The organism is Lactobacillus sp. UMNPBX1, from assembly GCF_002554085.1.
Taxonomy (GTDB): Bacteria; Bacillota; Bacilli; order Lactobacillales; family Lactobacillaceae; genus Lactobacillus; species Lactobacillus crispatus.
This window is the reverse complement of sequence record NZ_PCZI01000043.1, coordinates 1-2,148: the sequence shown is the minus strand read 5'-3', so window position 1 is coordinate 2,148 and position 2,148 is coordinate 1. Positions and strand designations below refer to the sequence as shown.

The 2,148-nt window shown below is 40.0% G+C and carries 4 protein-coding genes; all 4 read right to left on the bottom strand.

Translation table 11 applies throughout. The features are described from left to right. The coding region (locus tag CP352_RS10660) for an IS66 family transposase (protein ID WP_233186946.1) at positions 1-1,315 on the bottom strand (1,315 nt) is incomplete at its 3' end. Continuing rightward, positions 1,269-1,499: a transposase gene (locus CP352_RS10655; protein ID WP_005725993.1), complete on the bottom strand. Its 231-nt coding sequence runs from the start codon at positions 1,497-1,499 to the stop codon at positions 1,269-1,271. The genes CP352_RS10655 and CP352_RS10660, both read right to left, overlap by 47 nt. A gap of 64 nt (positions 1,500-1,563) precedes the next feature. After that, complete coding sequence (gene tnpB / locus CP352_RS10650; protein ID WP_005718145.1) at positions 1,564-1,911, bottom strand: IS66 family insertion sequence element accessory protein TnpB; 348 nt, start codon at positions 1,909-1,911, stop codon at positions 1,564-1,566. Next, entirely contained in the window at positions 1,908-2,084 is a 177-nt protein-coding gene (locus tag CP352_RS11215) for a hypothetical protein (protein ID WP_013438122.1), read from the bottom strand. The genes tnpB and CP352_RS11215 overlap by 4 nt, the downstream gene beginning before the upstream one ends. Positions 2,085-2,148: the final 64 nt, after the last annotated feature.

Below are 2,148 nucleotides of genomic sequence, written 5' to 3'. Positions count from 1 at the left end.
TCTGGATCTTCTCTTGCCACGGTAAATAAGCTTCAAGGGTTTCCGAATCCAGAATCTCTTCATTCGGTAATTTCTGAAGCAAATAATTCAAGTACTTTTCAGGATCAAGGCCATTTCTCTTGGCAGTTTCAATTAAGCTTAGAATAAAGCCACTTGCAGTAGCACCCTCAAAACTTTGAGAAAATAACCAATTCTTCCGGCCCATGACGAGTGATTTTACAGCGCGTTCGGCCTTATTGTTAGATAATTCTAAATTGCCATCAAGCAAGACATGCTCAAAAGTAGCTTGATGCTTGAGGGTATAATTAATGGCTCTTCCCAATTTAGAGCCTGGCAAAACGGTGATTTTATTTTTCTCACACCAGTTGAAGAACTCTTGCATTAGAGGCTTGAGCTTTGCTTGTCTTAGCTGGTAACGTTCTTGTTTGCTCAAATTCTCCCAGGTTTGTTCTAAGTAAAACATGCGATTGCAGTAGTTGAGTCCTTTTTGGGCAAGGGACTTTCCAGAAGCCTGTTGTGGTACGGCTTCGTGAAACTTTCTTCTAACATGAGCCCAGCAGCCAACTAAAGTTGCTTTCGGCAATTGCTCATAAGCCTGCCACATATCACAGTGCAAATAACCGGGATAGTTTCCTAAAAAGTTTAAGGCAACCTTGCCACTCCGGGAAGGATCATGATGATAGAGTGTAATCCCGTATTGATCATGTTTGCCTGAAAGGAAGACCCAATAGTAAGTCTTGATTGTTTTACTTTCTAAGACTGTGTAATAAGTTTCATCGGCATGTAAAATTGGCCGCATTAACAGCTTTTGCTTAAGCAGATCATACACTGGTTTAAAGTAGTATTGACTGCTTTTCAAATCCCAATAATTTAACATCTGTCTTGAAACTTTTAGTCCCATCTTCTTCCAGTCGCTTTCTTGGCGATAGTCCGGCACCTTCATTTCATATTTTTGATAGAGTGAATGAGCGATGAGTGAAGCTGAACCTAGACCATGGTTTAGGGGAGCTTTAGGTACTGCAGCTTTAATGATCTTGTCGCTAAGATTTCTTTGACTGCAATATTTACATTTGTAAGCATGTTGGATATGGTCTAGCCTTTTAAGTTGAGCTGGGATAAACAATAATTCTTGGCGAACTGACTGCTTGCCTATCTCAATCAGTTCATGATGACAATCAGGACAATGCTTGTCGCCTAATTCATGGTGAACCTCTTCAGCTGGAAGGGCAGCTAGTAAGTCAGCACGCTTTCGTTTGTGAGCTTGTCTTTTATAAGTAATAGTCTGAACGGCGGCGTCGGGGACGTTCTCCGTCATCTTGAGCATCAGGTTCATCAAAGAGACTTGTTTGTCCATTTAAAGGCATTTGTTCTGAAGATTTGCCATAACGTTTTTGCGTTAAGTAAGCCACTTGTTCACGGAGGAGCTTGATTTCATCAGTTAAGTTTTGAATAGTAGTTGCTTGTTGTGCAATAATCTTTTCCAAATTTTCTTGTGACATGAGTTAAACTTCCTCCTAAATTTATTAGTTAAAAGAATATCAAAAAAGCGTGCGATGTCAAGTGTTAGTAGAATTCGCACGCTTTCGTGTTCTTTATTTTTGGATTGATTGCGAAGCCCTTCATTAGCCAGTCGACCTGCTCAGAAGATAAAGCTTGAACTTCATTTTGATTCCTGGGCCAGTTCAATTTTCCATTTTCAAATCTTTTGTATAACAGCCAAAAACCTTGTCCGTCCCAATAAAGGGCTTTGAAGCGGTCCTTGCTTCCGCCGCAAAAGAGGAAGACTTTGCCGCTAAAAGGATCAAGTTCAAACTGTTCTTTGACTAAAGTTGCTAGTCCATCAATGCCTTTACGCAGATCCGTCTTGCCGCAAACGATATAGACTTGCCCTAAGTCACTGAGCTTAATCATGGCAAGACTTTCTCAAGCAGCTTATTCATAATTTCAGTATCTAAACTACTGTAGAAGTTCAGTTCTAAGTCATTCTTCTTTAAACTAAGCAACAGATTATTGCGTGGTGGACGAGCCTTCTTAGGTTTAGAAGAGTGGCCAAGTGCCACAATGGGTTGTTGTTTTTCGATCATATTCTTAACCTCCATTAAATTGATGAGATTAGAATACCTGAAAAATGAAGGCTAAAACAGATAC

Bases quoted from the DNA above. Each gene is read 5' to 3' on its own strand.
- tnpB (WP_005718145.1), bottom strand. From the start codon at position 1,911: ATGATTAAGCTCAGTGACTTAGGGCAAGTCTATATCGTTTGCGGCAAG.
- CP352_RS11215 (WP_013438122.1), bottom strand. From the start codon at position 2,084: ATGATCGAAAAACAACAACCCATTGTGGCACTTGGCCACTCTTCTAAA.
- CP352_RS10655 (WP_005725993.1), bottom strand. From the start codon at position 1,499: ATGTCACAAGAAAATTTGGAAAAGATTATTGCACAACAAGCAACTACT.